Annotated in this window: 19 protein-coding genes; 7 read left to right on the plus strand and 12 right to left on the minus strand. The window is 73.2% G+C overall.

Features of this window, described 5'->3' with window-relative positions:
* Positions 1 to 30 precede the first annotated feature (30 nt).
* The 9 genes from JO379_RS25710 to JO379_RS25750 are packed head-to-tail and all read right to left on the minus strand — an operon-like array spanning position 31 to position 10,118.
* A complete protein-coding gene (locus tag JO379_RS25710; RefSeq protein ID WP_130881768.1) occupies positions 31 to 1,410 on the minus strand; it encodes a glutathionylspermidine synthase family protein in 1,380 nt (459 codons plus the stop codon).
* Positions 1,407 to 2,678, minus strand: coding sequence for an ATP-grasp domain-containing protein (locus JO379_RS25715; RefSeq protein ID WP_209517137.1), 1,272 nt, complete (start codon positions 2,676 to 2,678; stop codon positions 1,407 to 1,409). Before JO379_RS25715 ends, JO379_RS25710 begins: the two co-directional genes overlap by 4 nt.
* Positions 2,675 to 3,985: an MFS transporter gene (locus JO379_RS25720; RefSeq protein WP_165451694.1), complete on the minus strand. Its 1,311-nt coding sequence runs from the start codon at positions 3,983 to 3,985 to the stop codon at positions 2,675 to 2,677. Before JO379_RS25720 ends, JO379_RS25715 begins: the two co-directional genes overlap by 4 nt.
* On the minus strand, positions 3,978 to 4,451 hold the full coding sequence (locus JO379_RS25725; protein WP_130881765.1) for a redoxin domain-containing protein: 474 nt from the start codon (positions 4,449 to 4,451) through the stop codon (positions 3,978 to 3,980). Before JO379_RS25725 ends, JO379_RS25720 begins: the two co-directional genes overlap by 8 nt.
* 42 nt (positions 4,452 to 4,493) lie before the next feature.
* Complete coding sequence (locus JO379_RS25730; RefSeq protein WP_209517139.1) at positions 4,494 to 5,864, minus strand: glutamine synthetase family protein; 1,371 nt, start codon at positions 5,862 to 5,864, stop codon at positions 4,494 to 4,496.
* The gene (locus JO379_RS25735; RefSeq protein ID WP_130881763.1) at positions 5,861 to 7,300 is read right to left on the minus strand and encodes a SidA/IucD/PvdA family monooxygenase; all 1,440 of its coding nucleotides are present in this window, start codon (positions 7,298 to 7,300) and stop codon (positions 5,861 to 5,863) included. Before JO379_RS25735 ends, JO379_RS25730 begins: the two co-directional genes overlap by 4 nt.
* 12 nt (positions 7,301 to 7,312) lie before the next feature.
* On the minus strand, positions 7,313 to 8,548 hold the full coding sequence (locus JO379_RS25740) for an NAD(P)/FAD-dependent oxidoreductase (RefSeq protein ID WP_209517141.1): 1,236 nt from the start codon (positions 8,546 to 8,548) through the stop codon (positions 7,313 to 7,315).
* 29 nt (positions 8,549 to 8,577) lie between these two features.
* The gene (locus tag JO379_RS25745) at positions 8,578 to 9,867 is read right to left on the minus strand and encodes an ATP-grasp domain-containing protein (RefSeq protein ID WP_209517143.1); all 1,290 of its coding nucleotides are present in this window, start codon (positions 9,865 to 9,867) and stop codon (positions 8,578 to 8,580) included.
* Positions 9,868 to 9,896: 29 nt separating this feature from the next.
* Complete coding sequence (locus JO379_RS25750) at positions 9,897 to 10,118, minus strand: hypothetical protein (RefSeq protein WP_209517145.1); 222 nt, start codon at positions 10,116 to 10,118, stop codon at positions 9,897 to 9,899.
* Between the two features lie 243 nt (positions 10,119 to 10,361).
* Here JO379_RS25750 and JO379_RS25755 point away from each other — a divergent pair, with 243 nt between their 5' ends.
* Entirely contained in the window at positions 10,362 to 12,212 is a 1,851-nt protein-coding gene (locus JO379_RS25755; RefSeq protein WP_209518866.1) for an NAD-binding protein, read from the plus strand.
* Positions 12,213 to 12,264: 52 nt separating this feature from the next.
* Here the strand turns inward: JO379_RS25755 and JO379_RS25760 are convergent, their stop codons facing one another.
* On the minus strand, positions 12,265 to 12,819 hold the full coding sequence (locus tag JO379_RS25760) for a GNAT family N-acetyltransferase (protein ID WP_372449108.1): 555 nt from the start codon (positions 12,817 to 12,819) through the stop codon (positions 12,265 to 12,267).
* A 300-nt stretch (positions 12,820 to 13,119) separates the two neighbouring features.
* On the opposite strand from JO379_RS25760, the gene JO379_RS25765 reads away from it, so the two are divergent.
* The 4 genes from JO379_RS25765 to JO379_RS25780 all read left to right on the plus strand — a co-directional run bounded on the left by JO379_RS25765 (position 13,120) and on the right by JO379_RS25780 (position 17,879).
* A complete protein-coding gene (locus JO379_RS25765) occupies positions 13,120 to 15,672 on the plus strand; it encodes a DUF4118 domain-containing protein (RefSeq protein ID WP_130881758.1) in 2,553 nt (850 codons plus the stop codon).
* Positions 15,673 to 15,823: 151 nt separating this feature from the next.
* Complete coding sequence (locus JO379_RS25770; RefSeq protein WP_130881757.1) at positions 15,824 to 16,513, plus strand: response regulator; 690 nt, start codon at positions 15,824 to 15,826, stop codon at positions 16,511 to 16,513.
* A 151-nt stretch (positions 16,514 to 16,664) separates the two neighbouring features.
* The gene (locus JO379_RS25775; RefSeq protein WP_165451691.1) at positions 16,665 to 17,063 is read left to right on the plus strand and encodes an OB-fold nucleic acid binding domain-containing protein; all 399 of its coding nucleotides are present in this window, start codon (positions 16,665 to 16,667) and stop codon (positions 17,061 to 17,063) included.
* A gap of 3 nt (positions 17,064 to 17,066) precedes the next feature.
* Positions 17,067 to 17,879, plus strand: coding sequence for a DUF3159 domain-containing protein (locus JO379_RS25780; protein WP_209517147.1), 813 nt, complete (start codon positions 17,067 to 17,069; stop codon positions 17,877 to 17,879).
* A gap of 114 nt (positions 17,880 to 17,993) precedes the next feature.
* Here the strand turns inward: JO379_RS25780 and JO379_RS25785 are convergent, their stop codons facing one another.
* Together JO379_RS25785 and JO379_RS25790 are read right to left on the minus strand one after the other, a co-directional pair.
* The gene (locus tag JO379_RS25785; RefSeq protein ID WP_130881754.1) at positions 17,994 to 18,671 is read right to left on the minus strand and encodes a potassium channel family protein; all 678 of its coding nucleotides are present in this window, start codon (positions 18,669 to 18,671) and stop codon (positions 17,994 to 17,996) included.
* Positions 18,671 to 19,339, minus strand: coding sequence for a potassium channel family protein (locus tag JO379_RS25790; RefSeq protein ID WP_130881753.1), 669 nt, complete (start codon positions 19,337 to 19,339; stop codon positions 18,671 to 18,673). The genes JO379_RS25785 and JO379_RS25790 overlap by 1 nt, the downstream gene beginning before the upstream one ends.
* Positions 19,340 to 19,931: 592 nt before the next feature.
* On the opposite strand from JO379_RS25790, the gene JO379_RS25795 reads away from it, so the two are divergent.
* Positions 19,932 to 21,956, plus strand: coding sequence for an FAD/NAD(P)-binding protein (locus JO379_RS25795; RefSeq protein ID WP_209517149.1), 2,025 nt, complete (start codon positions 19,932 to 19,934; stop codon positions 21,954 to 21,956).
* Between the two features lie 322 nt (positions 21,957 to 22,278).
* Positions 22,279 to 23,775, plus strand: coding sequence for an ATP-binding protein (locus JO379_RS25800; RefSeq protein ID WP_130881751.1), 1,497 nt, complete (start codon positions 22,279 to 22,281; stop codon positions 23,773 to 23,775).
* The last annotated feature ends 1 nt before the right edge of the window (position 23,776 follow it).

Here is a 23,776-nt window from a genome sequence, read left to right on the forward strand (position 1 = left end):
GATGCGAGCGCCAAGCCCGGCCATGACCGGCTACGAGCGGGGGGCCTGGAAGACGCAGCCGGCGTAGGCCTTGTTGTCGTAGGAGATGACGTCGGCCCGGTCGGTGGGCAGGCCCCGCAGGAAGGCGCCCGCGTACTGCCGGCCGATGAGGAAGGCACCCCAGTTGAGCGCCCAGGGGGAGCGGCCGTTCGCGCTCGTGTCAGGGAACTCCTCCGGGCCCGGCGTGACCAGCTCCTGGACGACGTACCGGCCTTCCGCCGCCCGGGACAGGGCCTTCGCCCACTCCTGGTCGCCGACGCTGCGGCCGAGCACGGTGCCGACACCGCCGAGACCGTGCGAGGGCTTCAGGACGAGGTCCTCGCGGTGCCGCGCGCAGTACGCGAGCAGGTCCACCTCCTCGCCGCGGACCGGGGCGGTGCCCTGCCGCAGCTCCTGCGTCCAGGGCAGGAACCGCTCGACCAGGGCCCGTTCGGACCGGTCGTAGGTGCGGTGGCAGCGCTCTTCCCACAGCATGGCCAGCGCCCGCTTGTTGCCGTGCATGGAGGTGCGCAGCGGGGACACCACCGGCGTACCGCACCGCGCGAAGGCGTCGAGGAGTTCCTCGGCCCGGACGAGACAGGCGGCGTCGGCGGTCAGCTCGCCGAGGGTGAAATAGCGGTGGACGACGTCGACGGGACGGCCGTCGGCCATGATCCGGCCGCCCATTTCCCGCACCTGGCCCGTGTGACAGGGCACGGCCTCGATGCCGTACCGCTCCAGCAGCGCGGCCAGCGCGCGGATCTTGGGTTCCGTCTTGCGGTACCCGGGCCACCAGTCCATGAGCGCGACCGTGGGGGTGCCCGCACCCGTTCCGGCGGTCTTCGCCGTCGCGCGCAGGAAATCGGCGAGCGCGCCGACGGCGTCGGGGAACGTCAGGTCTTCCCTCCCCGCGAAGTCCGCCAGCCTCTCGTCCCCCAGCAGCAGGCGGTTGAGTTCCGGGGTGTCGAAACCGCCGAGCGCGCTGCTGATGTTGAACTCCAGCAGCCGGAAGCCCGTTCCGTCGTGGTAGAGGTCCGCGCGGCCGATCCTGGCCGGCTCCGGGACGGGGGGCCGCAAGGCGATCCGCGCCTGTTCGGGGCGCAGTCCCACCGCGGCGGCGAATGCGTGCGCGTCGCCGTCGAAGAGCCGGTCGGGCAGGGAGAACAGCAGGTCCAGCACGCCGTTCAGGTCACTCTCCAGGAGGTCCGTCTCCGCGGCCTCCAGAAAGGCCGGACGGGTCAGGAAGCGGTCCTCCAGCGCACCGTGCACGGCCTCGAGCCGGGCCTGGTCCGGGGACTTCGGCCACACCGCGCCCCTGCCGGCGGGAGAGGCGAGATAGCGCTCGGTCAGGGAGTTCCGGACGACGGGGGCGGGGAGGGCGGCAGTGCTCATCGGCCTTCTCGGCTCTCGGTGCGGGGCTGGGCGGAGGGAGTGGTGCGCAGGGTGACGAGCGCGAGCGCGGCGCGGGCCCGCAGCAGCGCCTCGTCGGGCGTCGCGGCCACCGCGGTCACCGAGCCGCACCGGTCACCGGATCCGCGCAAGGGCGACACGGTGTCCCCGGCCCGGGTGCCGGGGGACACGGACACGACGCCCGGCATGGCCGCGGCCGCGTCCCAGCCGGAGACCTCGGTGGCGACACCGGGGGCCGCGGTCAGGAACCAGGTCGCGGCGGCGCCCGCCGGGTCCGCGGCCGGGGCGGGCGGCTCGGCACCGGCGACCTGGGCCGCCAGGAGATCCCGGATGTCGACGCCGCTGACGTGGCGGACGAGGTCGACGATGCCGTCGCCACCGGGACGGTTGTGCGACTCCACGACGCGGGGCCCGTTCGCCGTGAGAATGAGCTCGGTGTGGGCGGGCCCTTCGACGAAACCCATCCCGTCGAGGAACCGGTGGGTCGCCTCCTCCAGCGCGGCGCGGTCGTCCGCGCCGATCCGGGCGGGTACGACGTGGCCGACCTCGACGGCGCCCGCCGCGGTGAACTTCTCGGTGAGGGCGAGGATCCGGTGACGCCCCTCGTGCGTGAACGTCTCGACGCTGAACTCCGGCCCGTCCAGGAACTCTTCGGCGAGCAGGGCCCCCGGCAGGGCGTGGACCCGCTGCCGCGCGGACCGGAGGGCGTCCTCGTCACGGACGATCGCGATGTCCTCGCTCCCCGAGCCGTCACGCGGCTTGAGGACGACGGGCAGGCCGACCCGGGCCACGAACGCGTCCACGTCGCCGGGTGTGTGCATCAACCGTGCCCGTACGGCGCCCTGTTCCATGAGGGACTCGGCGCGCAGCCGCATCAGCGACTTGTCCTTCAGCGCCCGTACGGTGTCCAGCGGATTCCCGCCGAGACCGAGAGCGTCACCGATCCGGGCGGCAGCCGTCAGGAAGCGCTCCCGCACGGTGACCACGCGGTGCAGCGGGACCACCTGGTGCAGTGCCACCGCCCTGCTGACCCAGTCGTCCTCCGAGCCGTCGAGGAGCCATGCCTCGTCACAGGCGTCGCGGTGCGCGGGAGTGAACTCCTCGGGCGTACCGCCGTAGACGACGTGCATGCCGTGAGCCCGGAGGGCCTTGGGCAGCCGGGTGCCACCACCGAGGACCAGGACCGACGGGCCCCGCTGGTGCGCTCCGGCCGGCACAGGTACCGCGGGTGCGGACGAGAAGGCGGTCATGCTGTCTCCCGTACGGGTAGAGGGGTGGAGTTGAGGTGCGCGGCGGCGGCGCGTTCGGCCCGGCGGGCGGCCGGGGGCACGGCGGCGGACGCCGCCGCGACGACGAGACCGAGCAGCAGCCATCCGGAGACGGGCCGCCAGTCGGGGCCGTCGGCCAGGCACACGGTGGTGACCACCATGGGGGCCAGCGCCGCGGTGGCCCCCCGGCCCAGCGAGAAGAAGCCCTGGTACTCGCCGTGCGAACCCGCCGGGGCGAGTTCGTAACTGAGCCCGTAACTGCCCGCCGACTGCCACAGCTCGCCGGCGGTGTGCAGCACCATGCCCGCGACGAGCAGGAGGACGGACACCGGCGCGGAGCCGGTGAAGGCGGTGCAGGCGATCACCGCCCAGCCGGCCCACAGCACCCAGCCGGAGCGCCGCACCGCGGCGGCCGCGGTGGGCACCACCCCCGTGCCCCGTGAGAAGGGGACCTGGAGGAGGACGACCAGAACGGTGTTGGCCATGATGACGGCGGAGATGCTCCACTGCGGGGCGCTGCTGTGTCCGGCGATCCACAGCGGCAGAGCGAGGGACAGCACGTCGTAATGGATGCTGGTGATCCCGCACAACACGGTGACCAGGGTGTACGGCCGGTCGCGCAGCACCGCCCGGCGCGGCGGGGCGGACGGTGTGCCACCCGCGCCCCCTTCCTTCGAAACCACCGCTGCCGCTGGCACGCGCAGCAGGGGCAGTGCGGCGCACACATAGCTCGCGGCGTTGACGAAGACCACCGCGAGATAGGCGGAGCGTGAATCGGCGGTCAGGGCGAGGGCGGCCAGCGCGGTGCCGAGGCTCAGGCCGATGTTGGTCACCGACTTGAGCACCGCGCGCAGCCTGACCCGCTCCTCGCCCGTGCCCACGTTGCCGATGACGGCGCCCCGGGCGGCGTTGCCGCCCCGCTGCGCGAGCGCGGCGACCGTGCTGACCAGCACGAACGCCCACATGGAGTGCACCAGGGAGAACGCGGCGGTGGCCGCCGCCTGGCCGAGCAGCGTGACGGCGTACGTGCCGCGCGGCCCGAAACGGTCCGCGATCCGCCCGATCGGTACGGCGGCAGCCAGCCCGGTCAGTCCGGCGACCGCGAGCCCCACCCCCACCTCGGTGGGGGCGAGCCCCACCGAGCGGGTGAAGAACAGCGCGCTGACCGGCAGGAAGAGACCGCTGCCGGTCTGCCCGACGAGGGTGGAGAGGGCCAGCGCGCGGGGTGCCCCGGGGGCCGGCAGCAGCGCGCGGATCCGGCCGCCCCGTACCGCCTTCGCGTCAGGCACGGTCACTCTCGTCGGCTTCGAGCTCCGCGATCTTCTCCAGGACGAGTTCCGCGTGGCGCCCGGGCTCGGGCACCGGGTGCAGCACGGCCCGTACGGTGCCCGCACGGTCGAGGATCACCGCGGCGCGGGCGAACAGCGTGCGGTCGCCCGCCGTCACCTCGGGGACGCCGAGTGCCCGGCCGAGCGTCAACTCGCCGTCGCCCACGAGCGGATACCCCAGCTCGCGCTCCGCCGCGAACGCGGCGAGGTGGCCCGGGGCGTGTGCGCTGACGCCCAGCACCCGGACATCGGCCCGCGCGAGGCGGGCGGCGTCGTCGCGCACCGAGCACAGCCCGGTCGTGCAACCGGCCAGCTCGGGAAGGACCTCGCCGATGCCCGGCTCGGTGATGAAGAACAACGCGGTCCACCGGTGGCCGGGGGAGGGAACGGCCGTCGGGCCTTCGGTCGTCAGGGCAGTGATGTGCATGGAGGGTTCCTCGGTGTCAAAGGTGCGGGAGGCGGGGCGCGGTCAGACGGACTCGGCGTACCGCTCGATCTCCCAGGGGGTCACGAGACGGTGCCACGCCGCCCAGTCGGCGGCCGAGTTGCGGACGACGGCATCGGCGGCGAGCTCCCCCAGGGCGCCGCGCAGGGTGTCGTCCTCCTCCAGGGCCCGCAGCGCGGACGGGAGGTCCGTGGGCAGCGGAAGGATGCCGCGCGTGGCGAGGGCGTCCGGCGTCAGCAGGTCGGCCGGCTCCTCGCACGCCTCGGACAGCTCCAGACCGCGGTCCTGGCCGTCGGCGAACGCGGCGAGTACGCCCGCGAAGAGCAGATGGGGGTTGGCCGCCGGGTCGGGGCTGCGCATCTCCAGCCGGAGGGAGCGGGGCGCCGCGTTGTCCCCGACGACCTTGAAGGCCGTGGACCTGTTGTGCCGGGCCCAACTGCGGTGCACCGGAGTGCCGGAGGCGGGCACGAGCCGCTTGTAGGAGTTGACGGTCGGGTTGCCCAGGGCCGTCAGCGCGGGCGCGTGGTCCAGCACGCCGGCCAGCGAGCTGCGGAAGAGTGCGGACATGCCGTCCGCGTCCGTGCCGTCGTGGAACAGGGCCCCGGCCGCTGCCCCGGTGCTCTCCAGGGAGACATGGACGTGCAGGGCGTTGCCGTAGAGGTGGGCGAGCGGCTTGGGCATGAACACGGCGGACATACCGCGTCGGCGGGCCATGACCCGGGCCGTGTGCTTGAGCAGCAGCAGCCGGTCCGCGGTGGTCAGCGCGTCACCGTGGCGGAAGACGAGCTCGCGCTGGCCCGCGCACACCTCGTGGTGGTGCCCGTCGACGGTGAAGTCCATTGCCGCCAGGGCCTCGGCGATGTCCCGGCAGACCTCGTCGGCCTCCTCGTCGACGCTCACGTCCCAGTAGCCGGCACCGTCGGCCGGCTCGCCCGCGGTGCCGGGGGTACCGGGCCGCAGGAGGTAGAACTCCGCCTCCACTCCGAAGACGGGACGCTGCCCGCGGGCCTCCGACGCCCGGACCGCCTTCCGCAGCACCGCGCGCGGGTCCGCGGCGAACGGCCGGCCGGCGGTGTCCAGGACATCGCAGAAGACCATGCCGACGGTGCGCCCGGACACCGTGGTCCACGGCCGCCGCACATACGTCGACGGGTCGGGAACCAGGCGCAGATCGCTGTGCTCCGGGTCGCCGTAGCCCAGCAGCACGGACCCGTCGAGGGTCCAGCCGCCGTCGCGTACCTCGGCCCAGCGGGCGGCGGGGATCTCCAGGGTCTTGAGGTGTCCGGCGATGTCGGTGAAGAGCAGCTGGACGAAGTCGACGTCCTGGGCGAGGCGGGTGTCCGGTGAGGACGCGGGCAGCTTCGAAGATGCGGCCTTCGGTGAAGATGTGGTCATCGCTGTACGGCTCCCCAGGTGTCCATGTGGTTCAGGCCGGACGCGGTGATCCGCTCGGCCGTGCGGTCGCCGGGCCGGTCCTCGGCCGCCGCGGTGTCGTCGGTGCGCACGCCCGGGGCGTACAGGGCCAGCACCCGGTCGGAGAGCAGGCCCAGAGAGCTCAGGTTGGGGAAGCCCGGGCCTTGTGCCAGGGCGGCCAGGTTCGGCAGGTGCAGCGGTGCGGGCAGGCCGGCCACCGCGAGGGAGGAGTCGATGGACCGCTCGACGCGTTCGCGGGTCACGGACCCGCCGAGCGCGGCCCACAGCGCGTCCTCGGCCCGGGGGCCAAGCAGCCGGGTGAACCACAGCGGGTCGCCACCGGTCGCGTCGACGACCAGGTCGGCCCGGTGCGTCCGGTGCCGGCCGCCGTAGGCGATCTCCACGGCCACCGTGTCGTCGGTGTCGTCGGCGGGGCGCGTACCGATGACACGGCCCGGCTCCCAGGAGACGTTGGTGGTCAGCGCGAGATCGCTCTGGATCTCCTGCGAGAAGACCGCGCGGTCGGTGCGGCGGATGAACTCCTGCCGGTCCGCCTCGGACAGCCCCGCCCAGCCGGTCGGGTCGCTGTAGTAGCGGTTCTCGAAGGGGCTCTCACCCCGGCTGTAGAGCGTGGCCCGGGGAGCGACGACGGTGACCTTGCGGTCCTGGCCGAGGGCGAGTTCCCGCACGATCGTGCCCGCGGTCTCACCCGCGCCCACCACGACCACGGTCCGGGCCCATTCGGGGAAGCCCTCCACGGCGAGCTTCCAGAAGCCCGCGGTGTCCAGCACCCGCCTCCCGTCGGCCGGCAGCACGCCCGCGGCCGGGCCCGGCCCGGAGACCAGGAGACCGCAGCCGCGCACCGTGAGGTCCGCGGCCCCGTCGTCGACGGTCAGCGTCCAGCCGCCGTCCAGCAGTTCGGCGGCACGGACCTCCCCGGCGACCGTGCGCAGGCCCGCCCGTTCGGCCGCCCACTGCAGATAGCCGGCCCACTCCCGGTGGCTCGGCTGGGGCCGGCTGCGGTCGATCCAGCGCGCGTACAGCCCCCGGTCGAGCAGATGGCTGGACCAGCTGAAGCCGGCCATCCGGCGGGCGATCTCACCCGTGACCGGATCCCGGGGGTCTCCCCAGGCGGTGCGGTCGTAGGGAAAGCCGAGGTCCTTCTCGGGGAGGGTGCCGAGCCGCTGTCTGCCGTTGGTCCAGCCGCGCCCCGCCAGCCAGTTCGCGGCCGTGCGGTCCCGCTCGACCGCCACGACCTCGGGGACGTCGAAGCCGACGGCACGCAGCACACTCGACTTCACGGCGAGGGCGACGGCCTTGGGGCCCGCGCCGATCACCAGGAGGGGAGCGCCACCGCTACCGATGGTGCTCCGGTTCCCGGCCGCGGTGGCCGGGGAAAGCGTTGATGACTGTGACATGGTCGCTCCTGCTCAGAGGAAACGGGCAGGATCGAACGCGGAGGGGATCCCGTTCCCCTGTCCGCCGCGGATCCGCTCCGCCAGTTGTTCCGGCATGACCTGCGAGTACGGCATGCCGTGGCCGTTGAACGCGGCCATCACCCACAGGCCTTCGGTGCCCGGCCAGGCGCCGACCAACGGGCAGCGGTCCGGGGTGAACGCCATGACGCCGCTCCACGCCCGGACCACCGGCACGCCGGTGGCCTCCGGCAGCAGCGCGGGAAGGGCCTCGGCCAGCCGGCCGGCCAGCTCGGGCGAGAACGCCGGTGTGTTGTCGTCCTCCGGCAGCTCGATGCCCTCGTCACGGCCCGGGACCGTGTTGCGCAGACCGCCGATGAGCAGCGAGCCGTCCGGCGTCTGCCCGCCGTACACGAGGCCCCGGTCGAGCCCCCACTGCGGGATGCGGAAGGACACGGGGGCGGTCTGTACCAGCTGGCCGCGCACCGGCGTGATGACCGGAGCGAGCTCCGGCAGCAGTCGGGGCGTCCAGGCGTTGAGCGCGACGACCACCTGGTCCGCGAGCACCTGGCCGGCGTCGGTGGTGACGACCCACCCGCCGCCGTAGACGGCCTCCACGGACGTCACGGTGATACCGCACGCGAACTCCGCGCCGTGGCGCGCCGCGGCCTCCGCCATGCCCCGTACGTAGGCCACCGAGTGGACCGCGTCCTGGTCCGGTCGGTACAGCCCGCCCAGGACGGTGTCCGGGAGGTCGGTGCCGAACACCCGGCGCGCCGCCGGGAGGTCCAGCCAGTCGGCGGTGATGCCGTCCGCCCGCAGGGCCTCGGCGGTCCGCTTCAGTTCGGCGGCCTCGTCCTCGCGGACGGCGAGGTCGAGCTTGGTGGTGGGGAAGCGGGTCGCCTCCAGCCCCTCCCGGGCGGCCACTTCGCGCACCAGGTCGCGGTTGACGAGGGTGGCCCGGTAGATGGCCAGTGCCTCGGCGTGCCCGAACTTCTCGATGGCGAGGGCGTGCTGGGTGTTGCCGCCCTGGATCAGCCGTCCGGCGTTACGGCCCGAGGAGCCCATGGCCGGGCCGGGGTTGCGCTCCAGCACCAGCGGCCGCAGCCCGGCCCTGGCCAGCCAGTAGGCGAGCGTCGAGCCCATCACACCGGCACCGAGCACACAGACGCCGGTGCGCCGCGGCAGTGCCGTGTTGCTTCCGGTCCAGCCCGGGCCGGTGTCCAGCCAGTAGGAATCGGGGGTTCGCATGGAAGTCCTTGTCGAGAGGTCGTCGGCCATCAGGTCCAGCACTCCGAACTGGGCAGACGACGGGCGGGGGGCTCGCCGGGGGCGGCGGGGGAGGTGACGACCGAGACCATGGCGGCGATGCGCTCGGCCCGTTCGACGGCGGTCGCCGTGTCGTCCCCCACGGCGATGACATAGCCGAGCCGGTGCAGATTGGTGGTGACCGGTTCGACGACGTCGCCGGGCCGGGTCAGCAGCACCAGCCGCTCGCGCGCGGGGTCGAGCCGGGCGGACGCCTCGGCGACCCCGTCGACGCGCCGGACCGCGCCGGGCTCACCGGTCAGGAAGCGGATCGCCGCACCCGAGGTGAAGGCGCTCGGGGCGAGGGCGTCGGTATCGACCTCACGGCCCAGGGCGAGGTCCGCCGCGATGCCGTAGACGTCCACCCCGCCGGCGAGCCGGATGAGATCCGGAATGCAGTCACCGGCGGGCCGGGGGTTGACCTCGATGATCCGGGGGCCGTCGGCGGTCAGGATCATCTCGGTGTGCGCGATGCCGTGGTCGTAGCCGACGGCCTTCAGCGCGGCCGCCGCGGTCTGGGAGACCTCGGCGTGCGACGCCCCGCAGAGCCGGGCCGGCACGGCCTGGCCGAGCTCGACGAACGACCCGCCCCGGGTGCTCAGCTTTTCCGTGCAGGCCACGACCACCGTGCGCCCGCCGACGGTGACCGTCTCGACGCTGATCTCCGCACCGATCAGTTCTTCCTCGGCGAGGAGGCTGCCGGTCTTGGTGAACGGCGCCGCCGCCTCCCAGGCCGCGTCGAGTTCCGCCGCGTCCCGGGCCCGGACCACGCCGCGCCCGGCCGAGGAGTCGGCGGGCTTGACGATGAGGGGGAACGTCAGACCGTCGACGGCCGCCCGCCGGTCCGCCGGGTCCGTGACGGTCGCGTCGAGCACCCGGAAGCGCGGGCCCGGCACTCCGCATTCCGCGAAGCGCTCACGCGCCCAGGTCTTGTCCGTCAGGTTCCGCAGCGTGCTCGGCGAGCATCCCGGCAGGCCGAACTCCTCGGCGAGCCGGGCCACGAGCGGCAGGGTGGAGTCGAGGAATCCGATGACCCCCTTCTCGCCCGGCGCCGCCGCGAGGGCGGCCCGGCAGGCCGCGTACATCTCCTCGGCAGGGCGCTCCGGGGAGAGCGGAATCTGTTGTTCCGCCAGTCTCAGATAGGCCGCGGTGGCACTCTCCGCCACGGCCAGCCCGATATCCGTCCGGGTGGTCCAGGAGGCCAGTGCCTGCTCGCGCAAGCAGCCCACGCGGACCAGCAACAGGAGGGCTTTCGCGTCCATTGCCCAACTTTCGTGTCGTTCAGGGGAGGTCATCGACGTTCAGCGGAGGTCGTCGACGTCGCCGTCAGGGCGAGAGGGTGCGCGCGAGGGGCGGACCGTGCCGAAGGGACGACGGCCGGGGTGGTCACGGCGGTGGTCTCGGCGGCGAGCAGGGTGGTGCGGTGGTGGAACGTAAGGATGGGAATTCCCTTGAGCGTGATGGTGCGGCAGCCGCCTGGTTCGGTGGCGATCTGCGCCTGACCTGCAGGCATGTATGACTCTGGGGCCCGCCGCTAACGTTTGGCTGACGTTCCGCTGGCGCACGGCTACCCGGGGTTCACCCGGAGTTCATCCAGGCGTCACGGCGCTTCCGAGGGGCACGGGAGCCGGCCATCGACGGTCCCGAATGATCGCCACACCTCGTGAATTCAGCTGTACGTTCGATCTCCTCAGGGCACTCTGGGAACGTGGCCTCTCTCCCTCCCCAGCCCCAAGCCGACCCCGCCGTCCCGCACATGGTGGTCTGCGGCGACGACGGGCTCGTCCACCGGCTCGCGGCCGAACTCTCCGGCGTCTACGGCGAGCGCGTCACCGTCGTCCTGCCGCCCGCCCGTGACGGGCGGCCGCGGCCGCCCGCCGCGGCGGGCCGGGCCGCCACGCTCCTCGGGCGGGTGACCGGTGCCGTCGGCCGCGCCTCCGGCGTCAACGGCACCGCCGGAGGCGCGGCCACGGGTCCGCTCGGCGCGCCCGGCGCTCTCGTGCGGATCGTGGAGGCCGCCGAGCCCGACGACGAGGCGCTCGCCGAGGCCGGGGTCGACCGGGCCGCCGCCCTCGCCCTCGTCTATGACGACGACGAGACGAACATCCACGCGGCCCTGCGGGCCCGCCGCGTCAACCCCCGGCTGCGTCTGGTCATCCGGCTCTACAACCGCCGCCTCGGCCAGTACCTGGAGGAACTCCTCGACCAGGCCGCCCAGGTGGGGACGGGCGAGGCCGGGGGCACCCCCGCCGAAGCCACCACCACGGTCCTGTCGGACGCCGACACCGCGGCCCCCGCCCTGGTCGCCGTGGCCGTCTCCGGACACAGCAAGGTCATCGAAGCGGGCGGACTGTTCCTGCGAGCCGTCGAGAGACCGCCCCTGCGCCCCGGCGCGAGCACCGCACCCGGCACCCGCACCCTCGCCCTGCTCCCCGCCCCGGGCTCCGACGCCGGGCCCGTCATGCTGCCCGGCGCGGAGGAGGAACGATCCGCTGCCGGGCGCGGCCGGATCGTCCTGGAAACCGTCCGCTACTCGCCCACGCCGCAGCAGCCCACCCGCCTCACCTCCCGCGGCCTGCCGCTGGGTTCCTTCTTCTCACGCCGGCTGCGCTGGGCGCTGATCTGCCTGGCGGGCGCCGTCTGCGGACTGGCCGTCGCCTCCTGGCTGGTCTCCGACGAGGATCCGCCGCACGCCGCGTACCTCTCGCTGCTCGACCTCTTCGCCATCAACGACCCGGCCGTCGGCGAGCCCCTCGGCCGCCAGGTGCTCCAACTCCTCTCCGGCCTCACCGGCCTGCTGCTCCTTCCCCTGCTGGTGGCCGCCGCCCTGGAGGGCCTCGGCACCTTCCGCTCCGCCTCCACGCTGCGCCGTCCGCCGCGCGGCCTCTCCGGCCATGTGGTGCTGCTCGGCCTCGGCAAGATCGGCACCCGGGTGCTGGCCCGGCTGCGCGAGCTGGACATCCCGGTGGTCTGCGTGGAACGCGACCCACAGGCCCGCGGCGTCGCGCTCGCCCGCTCGCTGCGCGTGCCCACCGTCATCGGTGACGTCACGGAGGAGGGCGTGCTGGAGGCCGCCAAAATCGGCCAGAGCCGCACGCTGATGGCGCTGACCAGCAGCGACGTCACCAACCTGGAAGCGGTCCTGTACGCCCGCTCGGTCAGGCCCGACGTCCGCGCCGTCATGCGGCTGTACGAGGACCGCTTCGCCAAAGCCGTCTACCGCACCCTGCGCGACTCCCACCCCCAGGCGTGGACCCGCAGCCGCAGCGTCTCCTACCTGGTCGCCCCCGCCTTCGCCATGGCGATGATGGGACGTCAGATCCAGGGTGCGGTCCCGGTGGAGCGCAAGGTGCTCCTCATCGCCGTCCTGGAGGCCGGAGCCCACAGCGCCCTGCGCGGCCGCACTGCGGCCGAGGCGGCCGAACCGGGAGCCTGGCAGCTGCTCGCCCTGGCCCCGAACCCCACGGACCCCCACCCCGCCCCCCTCTGGGACCCGCCGCCCGGCTACGTCCTGCGCCCCGAGGACCGCGTCGTCCTGGCCGCCACCCGCCAGGGCCTGGCCGACCTCCTGGGCCGCGGCCCGCGGCCGCGCGCGGGAGCGCGGTGAGCTGCTGCGCAGCGGGCCCAGATATGCCTCGCTCACGGCCCCACGGGCCCCGTCACCACACGTCGCCGGGACGCCAGTCGCAGGCCAGCTCGGCGTCCGGGTCGAGCTTCGCGGTGACCGGCAGGACGTAGATGCCGCCGTCGTCCTCCTCGGTGCGGGCGATGCCGGTCGGGGACATGACGGCGGACGGGCCGCGCCATATCTGCCAGCCGCGGGTGGTGTAGAAGGGCACGGCGTCGTCCGAGGCGCTGAGGGCGCCCAGCTCGTACGCGCCGCGCAGGACCCGCTCCAGCTCGTCCATCACCGCCGCGCCGTGGCCCTGGCGGCGGCGGTCCGCGCGGACCGCGACGCCCTCCACGTAGCCGGTGCGCAGCGCGCGGCCCTCGTGCAGCAGGCGGCGCTGCACCAGCGAGCCGTGGCCGATCAGCTCGCCGGCGTCCAGGACGAGGGCGTGCACACCGCCCACGGTGTGGTCCCAGTCGTCGTCGGAGAAGTCGCCCTCGAAGGCGTCGTCCAACAGGGCCCGGATCGCGGTCAGTTCCGCATCGGTCAGATCCGCGGTGTGTGCGGTGCGTACATCGGTCATTCGGATTGTCCTCAAGGGCATCAGAAGGTTGTCAGGAACCGATCCGCGTCATTGTGTGCACCCCGGGGAGCGGATTGCATGTCATTTAGGCACCCATCCCCTCACCCCCGGACGGACCGTGCCTGATCACGCCCCGCTCCGCCGGGCGGCCGAGGTTACGGGAGGAAGGCGTCAGAGCTGCGTCAATACCTGATGTGAGAGCACCCCGCGCCCCATTTGTCCAAATCTCTGGCCGTAAGGTCTACCCTGCGCGGCCGTGCAGCACACGACTCGGAGAAACCGGCCGAACACCGCCGCGCATCGTGAAAGACAATGGGGCCCATGGGACGCGGCAAGCTTCGTATCTACCTCGGCGCGGCACCGGGCGTCGGCAAGACGTACGCGATGCTCTCCGAGGCCCACCGCCGGGTCGAGCGCGGTACCGACGCCGTCGTGGGCTTCGTGGAGCATCACGGGCGCCCCCGGACCGAGGTCATGCTGCACGGCCTGGAGGAGGTGCCCCGCCGTGAGCTCACCTATCGAGACTCCGTCTTCACCGAAATGGACGTGGACGCGCTCCTCGCCCGCCGCCCGGCCGTCGCCCTCGTGGACGAGCTGGCCCACACCAACGTCCCCGGCTCCCGCAACACCAAGCGCTGGCAGGACGTCGAGGAGCTGCTGCAAGCCGGCATCGACGTCGTCTCCACCGTCAACATCCAGCACCTCGAATCGCTGGGTGACGTCGTGGAGTCGATAACGGGCGTCCGGCAGCGCGAGACCGTGCCCGACGAGGTCGTACGCCGCGCCGACCAGATAGAGCTGGTCGACATGTCGCCGCAGGCACTGCGGCGCCGCATGGCGCACGGCAACATCTACCAGCCGGACAAGGTCGACGCCGCCCTCTCCAACTACTTCCGGCCCGGCAATCTGACCGCGCTGCGCGAGCTCGCCCTGCTGTGGACCGCCGACCGCGTCGACGAGTACCTGCGGCAGTACCGCACCGACCACAGCGTCTCGACCATCTGGTCGGCCCGCGAGCGGATCGTCGTCGGCCTCACCGGCGGCCCCGAGGGCCGCACCCTCATCCGCCGTGCCTCACGGATGGCCGCCAAGGGCTCCGGCAGCGAAATCCTCGCCGTCTACATCGCCCGCAGCGACGGCCTGACCTCGGCCTCGCCCAAGGAGCTGGCCGTCCAGCGGACGCTGGTCGAGGACCTCGGCGGCACCTTCCACCACGTGATCGGGGACGACGTGCCCGCTTCACTGCTGGAGTTCGCGCGCGGCGTCAACGCCACCCAGATCGTCCTCGGCTCCAGCCGCCGCAAGAACTGGCAGTACATCTTCGGCCCCGGTGTCGGCCAGACCGTCGCCCGCGACTCCGGCCCCGACCTCGACGTCCACATCGTCACCCACGAGGAGGTCGCCAAGGGCCGGGGCCTGCCCGTCGCCCGCGGCGCCCGCCTCGGCCGGGGCCGCATCCTGGCCGGCTGGCTCGTCGGCCTGGCCGGGCCCGTCCTGCTCAGCCTGGTCCTGACGAACTTCGGCCCGGACCTCGGCCTCGCCAACAACATGCTGCTGTACCTGTGCATGACGGTGGCGGCCGCGCTGCTCGGCGGCCTCCTGCCCGCCCTCGCCTCCGCGGCCTTCGGCTCCCTGCTGCTGAACTACTTCTTCGTCCAGCCGGTGCACCGGTTCACGATCACCGACCCGAAGAACATCGTCGCCATGGCGATCTTCGTGTTCGTCGCGGTCTCCGTGGCCTCCGTCGTGGACGTCGCCGCCCGCCGCACCCACCAGGCCTCCCGGCTGCGCGCCGAGTCCGAGATCCTCTCCTTCCTCGCGGGCAGCGTCCTGCGCGGCGACACCAGCCTGGAGGCGCTCCTGGAGCGGGTCCGGGAGACCTTCGCCATGGAGTCCGTCGCCCTGCTGGAGCGGGCCAGCGAAGTGGACCCCTGGACCTGTGCGAGCAGCGTCGTCACCAGCACGGGCAAGCCGCTGCTGCGCCCCGAGGACGCGGACGTCGACATGCCCGTCGGCGACAACATGGCGCTCGCGCTCGCCGGCCGGGTGCTGCCCGCCGAGGACCGCCGCGTGCTGGCCGCCTTCGCCGCCCAGGCCGCGGTCTTCCTCGACCGCCAGCGGCTCGTCGGCGAGGCCGAGCGGGCCCAGCAGCTGGCCGAGGGCAACCGCATCCGCACCGCCCTGCTGGCCGCCGTCAGCCACGATCTGCGCACCCCGCTCGCCGGGATCAAGGCGGCCGTCACCTCGCTGCGCTCCGACGACGTCGCGTGGTCGGAGGAGGACGAGGCCGAGCTGCTGGCCGGCATCGAGGACGGCGCCGACCGCCTCGACCACCTGGTCGGCAACCTCCTCGACATGTCCCGTCTCCAGACCGGCACCGTCACCCCGCTGATCCGGGAGATCGACCTCGACGAGGTGGTCCCCATGGCGCTGGGCGGCGTCCCCGAGGGCAGCGTCACCCTGGACATCCCCGAGACGCTCCCGATGGTCGCCGTCGACCCCGGGCTGCTGGAGCGCAGCGTCGCCAACATCGTCGAGAACGCCGTGAAGTACAGCCCCGACGGCACGCACGTCCTCGTCGCCGCGAGCGCCCTCGGCGACCGTGTGGAGGTACGCGTCGCCGACCGCGGCCCCGGCGTGCCCGACAGCGCCAAGGACCGGATCTTCGAGCCCTTCCAGCGGTACGGGGACGCGCCGCGCGGCGCGGGCGTCGGGCTCGGCCTCGCGGTCGCCCGGGGCTTCGCCGAGGCCATGGGCGGCACACTCGCCGCGGAGGACACCCCCGGCGGCGGCATGACCATGGTCCTCACCCTGCGGGCCGCCGCCGGCCGCCCGCCCGTACGCCCGGACCTCCCGGCCCAGGCCACCTCATGAACCCGGCGGCCGGCCCACGCCGGCACCGCCGTGACCACTGCGCGGAGCCGGCCGCAGGCCGCCGCCCCGCACCGGGGGCCCGCCCCCGGACGCCCAGCCGATATCCCGGGCCCCGTGGCGGGGCCCGCACGAACAGCAGAGGTGGTTCCGCATGAACCGGGTGCTCGTGGTGGATGACGAGCCGCAGATCGTCCGCGCGCTCGTGATCAACCTCAAGGCGCGGAAGTACGAGGTCGACGCCGCGCCCGACGGTGCCACCGCCCTCCAGCTCGCCGCCGCCCGCCACCCCGACGTGGTCATCCTCGACCTCGGCCTGCCCGACATGGACGGGGTCGAGGTGATCAAGGGGCTGCGCGGCTGGACCCGGGTGCCGATCCTGGTGCTGTCCGCCCGCCAGACCTCGGACGAGAAGGTGGAGGCGCTCGACGCGGGCGCCGACGACTACGTCACCAAGCCCTTCGGCATGGACGAGCTGCTCGCCCGGCTACGGGCCGCCGTGCGGCGCGCCGAGCCCACCGGCGCGGCGGCCGCGGGGGACGACGCGATCGTCGAGACGGAGGTCTTCACCGTCGACCTCGCCGCGAAGAAGGTCAACCGCGGCGGGCGGGACGTACGCCTCACCCCGACCGAGTGGCACCTCCTGGAGGTGCTGGTACGCAATACGGGCCGTCTCGTCAGTCAGAAGCAGCTGCTCCAGGAGGTGTGGGGGCCGTCCTACGGCACCGAGACCAATTACCTGCGGGTGTACATGGCGCAGCTGCGGCGCAAGCTGGAGCTTGATCCGTCGCATCCGAAGCACTTCATCACGGAGCCGGGGATGGGGTACCGGTTCGAGGTGTGAGGACGGGGCTCCGCCCCGGGCCCCGGTCCTCAAGCTCCCCCAGCTACCACTGGGCGGTGCCCCAGCGGGCTGGAATTTCCAGCCCGTCCGGCGCTTGAGGACCGCCGGTCGAGTGTGCTCCTGCCAGGATGGCCCCCGGTACGCTGGTTTCATGAGCGCCGTACCCCGTTCCGAGAAGCCGACCGGCCGTTTCCGCCGGATGCTGGACCGGCTGTCCACCTCCCAGGAGGAGCTGCACTCCGCAGAGCTGCAACAGGACGCGGAAGCCGTGGGCTGCACGAAGATATGCGACTGCGGCGACCGACAGATAGTGAAGGTCACCGGCACACTGCGCACGGTCACGCTCCGGCCGCGCGCCGGGGTGCCCGCGCTGGAGGCCGAGCTGTTCGACGGCTCGGCCGCGCTCGACGTGGTGTGGCTGGGACGCCGCTCCATAGTCGGCATAGAGCCCGGCCGTAAGCTGATCGCCTCCGGCCGGATATCCATGAGCCGCGGCCGGCGCGTGCTGTTCAATCCCAAATATGAACTCCGACCGCTCGGACAGGAGTAGCGGGTGACGTCTCTCGACAAGCCGAACGACCAGCAGAGAGAGGGCGCCGACGCACGGTCGGCGACCGAAGCCGCCCTTTTCGAGGCGTTCGGTGGTGTGCGGGGCATGGTGGAGACCACCCTGCCCGGCCTGGTCTTCGTCGCGCTCTACACGGTCAAGCGGGACATCCATCTCGCGGCGATCGCCGCACTGAGCCTGTCCGTACTGCTCGTGGCCGTACGGCTGCTGCGCAAGGACACCCTCAAGCACGCCTTCAGCGGGGTGTTCGGGGTCGCCGTCGGCGCGGTCTTCGCGATGATGTCCGGCGACGCCAAGAACTTCCACCTGCCCGGCATGATCTACACCTTCGGGCTGTCCCTGGGCTACATCGTCTCGGCGATCGCCGGATATCCGCTGATCGGCCTGATCCTCGGCCCGGTGTTCAAGGAGAACCTCTCCTGGCGCACCCGCAACCCCGGCCGCAAGGTCGCCTACATCAAGGCCAGCTGGGCCTGGGGCCTGATCCTGCTCCTCAAGTCGGCGGTGCTCTTCCCGCTGTACTGGTGGGGTGACGCCACCCAGCTGGGCTGGGTCAGGATGGCCCTCGGCATTCCCCCGATGCTGCTCTCGGTGTATCTGACCTGGATCTTCCTCTCCAAGGCTCCGCCGCCGATCGACGTCTTCGCGGAGATGGAGGCGGAGGAGGCCGCCGAGCGGGCGGCGAAGGCCGCGAAGGCCCAGGGCACCGGGGGCGCCGTCGTCGGCGCGCACCCGGACGGTCCGCTCGGGGGGATGGTGACCGGCGAGCGGTCCCACGACTCCTCGCCGCCGCGCTGAGCCCATCCGCGCTGAGCCGCCGCCGCGCTGAGCCGCATGACGAAGGGCCCCGGGAATCACTCCCGGGGCCCTTCGTCGCTCACGTTTCGTCGCTCACGTATGACAGCGGCCTGCTCAGCCGGCGGCGTCCTCGCGGCGCACCGACAGCAGGTCCTCCAGCTGCTCCTCCCGCGCGGGGGCCGCGACGAAGAGCAGCTCGTCGCCCGCCTCCAGCACGTCCTCCTTGTTCGGGGTGAGCACGCGGGTGCCGCGGATGATCGTGACCAGCGCGGTGTCCTCCGGCCAGTCCACGTCCCCGACCCGGGTGCCGGCCAGCGCGGCCTCCGGCGGGAGCGTCAGCTCCACCAGGTTGGCGTCGCCCTGGCTGAAACGCAGCAGCCGCACCAGGTCGCCGACGCTCACGGCCTCCTCGACCAGCGCCGACATCAGACGCGGGGTGGAGACGGCGACGTCCACGCCCCAGGACTCGTTGAAGAGCCACTCGTTCTTCGGGTTGTTCACCCGGGCCACGACCCGGGGGACCCCGTACTCCGTCTTGGCGAGCAGCGAGACGACGAGGTTGACCTTGTCGTCACCGGTCGCCGCGATCACCACGTTGCAGCGCTGGAGCGCCGCCTCGTCGAGCGAGGTGATCTCGCACGCGTCGGCCAGCAGCCACTCCGCCAGCGGCACCCGCTCCACCGAGATGGCCGAGGGGGCCTTGTCGATGAGCAGCACCTCGTGCCCGTTCTCCAGCAGCTCGCCCGCGATGGAGCGGCCGACTGCACCGGCTCCGGCAATAGCAACCCTCATCAGTGCGCCGCCTCCTCGGGACCGGCGGAGAACGCCGCTTCGACCTTCTCGACCTCGTCGGCGCGCATCATCACGTGCACCAGGTCGCCTTCCTGCAGGACCGTCGAGGACGTCGGCAGCATGGCCTCGCCCAGCCGGGTGAGGAACGCCACCCGTACGCCCGTCTCCTCCTGGAGCTTGCTGATCCGGTGACCGACCCAGGCCTCCGAGGCCGGGACCTCGGCGAGCTGGACGCCGCCGGTGGGATCGCGCCACAGCGGCTCCGCCCCGGACGGCAGCAGCCGGCGGAGCATCTGGTCCGCCGTCCAGCGCACGGTGGCCACGGTCGGGATGCCGAGCCGCTGGTAGACCTCCGCGCGGCGCGGGTCGTAGATCCGGGCCGCCACGTTCTCGACGCCGAACATCTCGCGGGCCACCCGGGCCGCGATGATGTTGGAGTTGTCGCCGCTGCTCACCGCGGCGAAGGCGCCGGCCTCCTCGATGCCCGCCTCCCGCAGGGTGTCCTGGTCGAAGCCGACGCCGGTCACCCGCCGACCGCTGAATCCGGAGCCCAGGCGCCGGAACGCCGTCGGGTCCTGGTCGATCACGGCGACCGTGTGTCCCTGCTGCTCAAGGGTCTGGGCGAGGGCCGAACCCACTCGCCCGCAACCCATGATCACGACATGCACGACGACGCCCCCGTGCTCCGGACTACCGCGTTGACCTGCACCAACACCCTGCTCACATCTTCCCTTTTTGTTCACGTTCAGCTCACGGGCCCACGAGACCACAGCTCGCGGTCTCCACGTGCCGCGCCGACCGGCACTTTCGGCCAGGCCGACGCATGACACCACCGTATCCGCAAGACCCCGTGGGTCGAGCGCCGCTGTGCCGACTCGCTCCCGGAAGCCCTCCCCGTGCGGTGCGCCCGCCCAGGAGCGGCCGACACGAACGGCGGGCGGGATTCCCCCCAAGGCTTGCCCCGGCCGTGTCCGGGGGCCGTGTCCGGGCCGTGCCCGGGGCCCTGTCACGTCGCGGCACCGTCAGCTGAAACTTGCTGGAAACCGACAGACCCGGTCATGCGTCGTCGCCGGGCCAATCAGAACCAATCAGATTGTGCCGCGAACGGAAGCTGCGCCCGTGCCGCCCGCCCGGCCGCGCCAGGCTCTCGCCCAGTCACGGCCCGCGCCGTGCCGTGCCGGCGGAGGACGCCCCTTTCCCGGACCTTTCCAGCGTCTCCCCGAACCCTTCCCGGAACATTTCCAGAGCAGGAGTGCCCGCATGAGGAGCAGTCGTGTCGAGATCTGTGTGGTCGGTGCCGGGCCGCGAGGGCTCTGTGTGCTGGAGCGGCTGTGCGCGAACGAGCGCGCCGCGCCGTCGCACTCGGCCGTCACCGTGCATGTCGTCGACCCCCGGTCGCCCGGCGCCGGCGCCGTCTGGCGCACCGACCAGCCCCGCCACCTGCTGATGAACACCGTCGCCTCGCAGATCACCGCCTACACGGACGACAGCACGCGCATAGCGGGCCCCGTCGAGCCCGGCCCGAGTCTGTACGCGTGGGCCCGCGGGCTGCTTCTCGCGGGCCGGGCCGACGGCCACGACGACGAGACCCTCGCGGAAGCCCGTGACCTCGGCCCGGACTCGTACCCCACCCGTGCCTTCTACGGCCGCTATCTCCGCGACAGCTTCCGGCGCGTCGTGGCCCGCGCCCCCGGCCACATCACCGTCGTGGTCCACCGCTCGCGCGCGGTCGCCCTGGCCGACACCGACGGCGTCCCGGACGGCCCGCAGGACGTCCGGCTGGAGGACGGCACCCGGCTGAGCCGGCTGGACGCGGTCGTCATGGCGCTCGGCCACGTCCCCGCGCGGCTCGCGCCCCGCGAGGCGCGGACGGCGGCCCTGGCCCGGAGCCACCGGCTGCGGTACGTCACCCCCGCCAACCCCGCCGACGTCGACCCGATCGGGGCCGGGGCCGGTGAGCCCGTCCTGCTGCGCGGACTCGGGCTGAACTTCTTCGACCACATGGCGCTGTTCACCGCCGGGCGCGGCGGCACCTTCACCCGCGAGGGCCGCCGCCTGGTCTACCGGCCCTCGGGCGACGAACCGCGCCTGTACGCCTTCTCCCGCCGCGGCGTGCCCTACCAGGCGCGCGGGCGGAACGAGAAGGGAGCCACCGGCCGGCACTTACCCAGGCTGCTCACCGCCGAGCACATAGCCGGGCTGCGGGAGCGCGCCCGGCGCGGGAGCCCGGTGCGATTCGGCAGGGACCTGTGGCCGCTGATCGCCCGCGAGGTCGAGAGCGTCTACTACGGCACGCTGCTGGGCACCCGGGGCCGCGCGGACGAACGGGAGACGTTCGTCGACCGCTATCTGGCCCTGCCGCCCGCCGCGGACCCCGCCGCGCTGCTGGAGTCCTTCGGCATCGCCGACGGCGACCGCTGGGACTGGCGACGGCTGTCCAGGCCGTACGGCGACCGCGTCTTCGCCTGCCGCGCCGAGTTCCGCCACTGGCTGCTCGGCCATCTCGCCGAGGACGTCACCGCCGCCCGCGCCGGCAATGTCAGCGGCCCGCTCAAGGCGGCCCTGGACGTCCTGCGCGACCTGCGCAACGAGATCAGGCTCGCCGTCGACCACGGCGGCCTGGACGGCGACTCGCACCGCGACGACCTGGACGGCTGGTTCACCCCGCTCAACGCCTTCCTCTCCATCGGCCCGCCCGCCTCCCGCGTCGAGGAGATGATCGCCCTCATCGAGGCGGGCATCCTGGAGGTCACCGGGCCGGGGGCCCGGGTACGGATCGAGGCCGCGGGCCCCGGCGGCCCCGCCTTCGTCGCCGAGTCCGGCCTCGTCCCCGGCGCGCCGATCCGCTCCGGGGTGCTCATCGAGGCCCGGCTGCCCGAGCCCGATCTGCGCCGCACCGCCGACCCGTTGCTGCGGCACCTGGCCGACACCGGCCAGATCACCACCTTCCGCGTCGATGCGGCCACCGGCGCGGGCTACGAGACCGGGGGAATGGCCGTCACCGAGCGCCCGTACCGCGTCATCGACGGCCGGGGGCATGCCCACCCGCGCCGCTTCGCCTACGGCGTCCCGACCGAGTCCGTGCACTGGGTCACCGCCGCCGGCATCCGGCCGGGAGTGGACTCGGTGACCCTCGGCGACTCCGACGCCATCGCCCGCGCGGTCCTCGCCCTGCCGCCGGCTGTCCGCGGGCCTTCCGCGCCGCGACAGGCCCCCGCCGAGACGGATCTCACCGCCGAGACGGGCCTCACCGCCGAGACGGGCCTCACCGGCGCGACGCTCTGAGGACGCCGCACGACGCACGTGGCCGGGCCGTCGGCGGGCCGTCGGGAAAGCCCCCTTCCTTGCCGCGGCGTGGCTCAATTCACGCCCCGTACGTCTCTCACCCCTGCCGTCACCGCGCTCATCACCGCACGTCCGCCTCGTGGACGCGCGGAGAAGAGCACACAAGGGGCGGATGCCTGTTCGTATTTCGTGATGAAGTTCGGACACACGGTCACCGGCGTGGTTAGGATGATCGGCGTATTCCGCTTCCGGACGGGACGTCAGGACGCCGACCTGTCCGGCCGACCACATGCCCCTTACGTCCATCGCCCACGAGGAATTGATGTCACATCACATACCGGAGGCGGTGATCTGGTGCCTGGCCGTCGCGTTGACCGCCGTCCTGATCCTGCTGGTCCGCCAGCGCGGGATCACCGCCGGAGTGCGCAGGCGCGTCGCCCAGCTGGAAGAGAGCCTGCAGGCGCGTGACGAGGAGGTACGGCACCTGGTCGGGGTCCGGCTGCCCGCCGTGGCGGAGACCATGAACCAGCCCGTACCGCTGCCCGGCCCGCTCGACGAACGGCTCGCCGGCACCGCGTTCGCGCAGAGCCTGCAGTCGGCCCTGGAGCTGTTCACCCAGGCCGTCGACAAGGCACAGGCCCGCGCGGACCAGTCCGCGAAGGCCGCCCTCAAGGCCTCCATGCGCGCCCTCCAAGGCCTCGCGCACGAACAGCAGCTGGCCATCTCCGACATGCAGGACCGGCACGACAATCCCGACGTGCTGCGCGACCTGCTGGAGATCGACCACGCCAACTCCCAGTTCGGGCGCCGCGCCCAGGCCATCGCCGTCCTGTGCGGCTCCTGGCCCGGCCGGCAGCGCGTCGCCTCCCAGCTGACCGACGTCGTGCGGGGCGCCACCTCCCGCATCCGCGACTACCGCCGCGTGCGGGTGCACAGCCAGGCCGACATCGCCGTCGTCAGCCGGGTCGTGGAGCCCGTGGTGCTCGCCGTCGCCGAACTCCTCGACAACGCCGCCCGCCACTCGCAGCCCAACACCTTCGTCGAGGTCAGCCTCCAGCCCGTGCACAACGGCGCCGTCGTCGTCATCGACGACGCGGGTGTGGGCATGGACGGCCAGGAGGTGCAGCACGCGGTCGCACTGCTCTCGGGGCAGCGGGTCGTGGACGTCTCCCGGCTCGGCGACCCCCCGCAGTTCGGCTTCCCGGTCATCGGCGTGCTCGCCGCGCGCTACGGCTTCAGCGTCTCCGTCGACACCCGCTCGCCGTACGGCGGCGTACGGGCCGTGCTGTTCCTGCCCAGCGCCCTGCTGACCCACCTCGAGATCGACGGGCCCGGCACCACGCCGCTCCGGCACCCGGCGGCGACCGACACCGGTCGCGGCGGAAGCGGTCGCGGCGGAGCCGGGGCGACCAGGCCGCAGCAGCCGCCCGCACGCTCCCCGGAACGGCCCCACGCGCCCGAGGAGTTCCCCGCCGGACACCCGGACCGGCTCGCCGACGCCGGACACCCCGACCGGCTCGCCGACGACGCCTCCGCGGTGACCGGCTCGACGGCCGGCGGACTGCCCAAGCGCCGCCGCCGGCAGCCCCCCGCCCCCCGGCCGGCCGCGCCGCCGCCCGCCGAGAGCCCCAGCGAGCGCACCGCCGAACAGACCGCCCGGATCATGGGCGCGTTCGCCCGCGGTACCCGCTCCGGCCGGGACGCCTGCGATTCCCCCGTGACCGACGGCCCCACCGGAAACACCGGCTATCCCGGCCACACCGGCCCCGCCGGTCACGGCGCCCCCACCCCCGACGACGAAGGGAAACCCCCCGCGTGAA

Source organism: Streptomyces syringium (genome assembly GCF_017876625.1).
Taxonomy (GTDB): domain Bacteria; phylum Actinomycetota; class Actinomycetes; order Streptomycetales; family Streptomycetaceae; genus Streptomyces; species Streptomyces syringius.

What these genes read in the sequence shown, in the direction of transcription:
- JO379_RS25730 (WP_209517139.1), bottom strand. Translation starts at nt 5,864, where the DNA reads ATGACCACATCTTCACCGAAGGCCGCATCTTCGAAGCTGCCCGCGTCC.
- JO379_RS25785 (WP_130881754.1), bottom strand. Translation starts at nt 18,671, where the DNA reads ATGAGGGTTGCTATTGCCGGAGCCGGTGCAGTCGGCCGCTCCATCGCG.
- JO379_RS25775 (WP_165451691.1), top strand. Translation starts at nt 16,665, where the DNA reads ATGAGCGCCGTACCCCGTTCCGAGAAGCCGACCGGCCGTTTCCGCCGG.
- JO379_RS25755 (WP_209518866.1), top strand. Translation starts at nt 10,362, where the DNA reads ATGGTGGTCTGCGGCGACGACGGGCTCGTCCACCGGCTCGCGGCCGAA.
- JO379_RS25745 (WP_209517143.1), bottom strand. Translation starts at nt 9,867, where the DNA reads ATGGACGCGAAAGCCCTCCTGTTGCTGGTCCGCGTGGGCTGCTTGCGC.
- JO379_RS25710 (WP_130881768.1), bottom strand. Translation starts at nt 1,410, where the DNA reads ATGAGCACTGCCGCCCTCCCCGCCCCCGTCGTCCGGAACTCCCTGACC.
- JO379_RS25715 (WP_209517137.1), bottom strand. Translation starts at nt 2,678, where the DNA reads ATGACCGCCTTCTCGTCCGCACCCGCGGTACCTGTGCCGGCCGGAGCG.
- JO379_RS25760 (WP_372449108.1), bottom strand. Translation starts at nt 12,819, where the DNA reads ATGCCCTTGAGGACAATCCGAATGACCGATGTACGCACCGCACACACC.
- JO379_RS25725 (WP_130881765.1), bottom strand. Translation starts at nt 4,451, where the DNA reads ATGCACATCACTGCCCTGACGACCGAAGGCCCGACGGCCGTTCCCTCC.
- JO379_RS25770 (WP_130881757.1), top strand. Translation starts at nt 15,824, where the DNA reads ATGAACCGGGTGCTCGTGGTGGATGACGAGCCGCAGATCGTCCGCGCG.
- JO379_RS25765 (WP_130881758.1), top strand. Translation starts at nt 13,120, where the DNA reads ATGGGACGCGGCAAGCTTCGTATCTACCTCGGCGCGGCACCGGGCGTC.
- JO379_RS25740 (WP_209517141.1), bottom strand. Translation starts at nt 8,548, where the DNA reads ATGCGAACCCCCGATTCCTACTGGCTGGACACCGGCCCGGGCTGGACC.
- JO379_RS25795 (WP_209517149.1), top strand. Translation starts at nt 19,932, where the DNA reads ATGAGGAGCAGTCGTGTCGAGATCTGTGTGGTCGGTGCCGGGCCGCGA.
- JO379_RS25750 (WP_209517145.1), bottom strand. Translation starts at nt 10,118, where the DNA reads ATGCCTGCAGGTCAGGCGCAGATCGCCACCGAACCAGGCGGCTGCCGC.
- JO379_RS25735 (WP_130881763.1), bottom strand. Translation starts at nt 7,300, where the DNA reads ATGTCACAGTCATCAACGCTTTCCCCGGCCACCGCGGCCGGGAACCGG.
- JO379_RS25800 (WP_130881751.1), top strand. Translation starts at nt 22,279, where the DNA reads ATGTCACATCACATACCGGAGGCGGTGATCTGGTGCCTGGCCGTCGCG.